The following is a 1,234-nucleotide window of genomic DNA, read 5'->3' on the forward strand; positions in this document are numbered from 1 at the left end:
AATAAAGGTAATGCCAAGACCACGTAATGGTCCCGGAATATCTGAATACTTAAGCTTTTCACGAATACCTGCTAACGCAGTGATCGCAACTGCCCAACCAAAACCTGCACCGACCCCATATACCACTGATTCACTAAAGTTATAGTCACGCTCAACCATAAATAAGACGCCACCTAAGATCGCGCAGTTTACGGTAATGAGCGGTAAGAAGACACCAAGCGCGTTATATAGAGCTGGGACAAACTTGTCCAAAAACATCTCTAGAATCTGTACAGTCGCAGCAATAAGACCGATATAGCTTAGTAGACCTAAGAAACTAAGGTCGATATCGGGAAAGCCTGCCCATGCCAGCGCACCATTTTTTAGAATGAACTGGAACAAAAGGTTATTGAGTGGCACAGTAATCGCCATTACAACAATAACAGCGACTCCAAGGCCTATAGCGGTTGAGACTTTTTTGGACACGGCCAAAAAAGTACACATACCTAAGAAATAGGCGAGCGCCATATTCTCAATAAAGACTGAGGTTATAAATAAACTAATATAATGTCCCATTAGTGACCGCCTCCGTGTGCCATGCCTTTAGACTGTGGCTTCATTACAAATTCGGCTTCTTCAATTTGTTCTGGCTTCCAAAGACGAACGATGGCAATAAATAAACCAATAATGAAGAACGCTGATGGTGGCAACAACAATAGACCATTTGGTAGATACCAACCGCCATCAGTGACTGGTTGTAAGATAGTGATACCAAACCATGTACCTGAACCTAGCAATTCACGAATAGTCGCAACGAACAGTAATACGGCAGAGTAACCAAGACCATTACCGATACCATCTAAAAAGCTTGGTACTGGTGGATTGCTCATAGCAAAGGCCTCAGCACGGCCCATGACGATACAGTTGGTAATAATCAAACCAACGAATACCGATAAGCCTTTACTCACATCATAAGCGACAGCTTTTAGTACCTGATCGACCAAAATAACCAATGAAGCAATAATCGTCATCTGTACAATGATACGAATACTTGATGGGATTTGCTTACGAATAATTGAAATAAAGAAGCTGGAAAAAGCGGTTACCAATGTCAATGCCACACACATTACCAAGGCATTTGACATACTCGTCGTTACCGCTAACGCCGAACAGATACCTAATATCTGTAAGGCGATAGGGTTATTATCAAAAATAGGCGAGGTTAAAATACTTTTTGTGTCAGCCATGTTATGCC

2 protein-coding genes are annotated in these 1,234 nt (G+C 42.0%); both read right to left on the reverse strand.

Features of this window, described 5'->3' with window-relative positions; genetic code table 11:
• Positions 1 to 555 (reverse strand): NADH:ubiquinone reductase (Na(+)-transporting) subunit E (gene nqrE / locus ACS8FD_RS15355; RefSeq protein ID WP_439276483.1); only part of this gene is annotated, 555 nt, incomplete at its 3' end.
• Positions 555 to 1,226 (reverse strand): NADH:ubiquinone reductase (Na(+)-transporting) subunit D, encoded by a 672-nt coding sequence (locus ACS8FD_RS15360; protein ID WP_075103264.1) that lies wholly within the window; start codon positions 1,224 to 1,226, stop codon positions 555 to 557. The genes nqrE and ACS8FD_RS15360, both read right to left, overlap by 1 nt.
• Between the last annotated feature and the right edge of the window lie 8 nt (positions 1,227 to 1,234).

Source organism: Psychrobacter sp. 1U2 (assembly GCF_051847575.1).

Bases quoted from the DNA above. Each gene is read 5' to 3' on its own strand.
- ACS8FD_RS15360 (WP_075103264.1), bottom strand. From the start codon at position 1,226: ATGGCTGACACAAAAAGTATTTTAACCTCGCCTATTTTTGATAATAAC.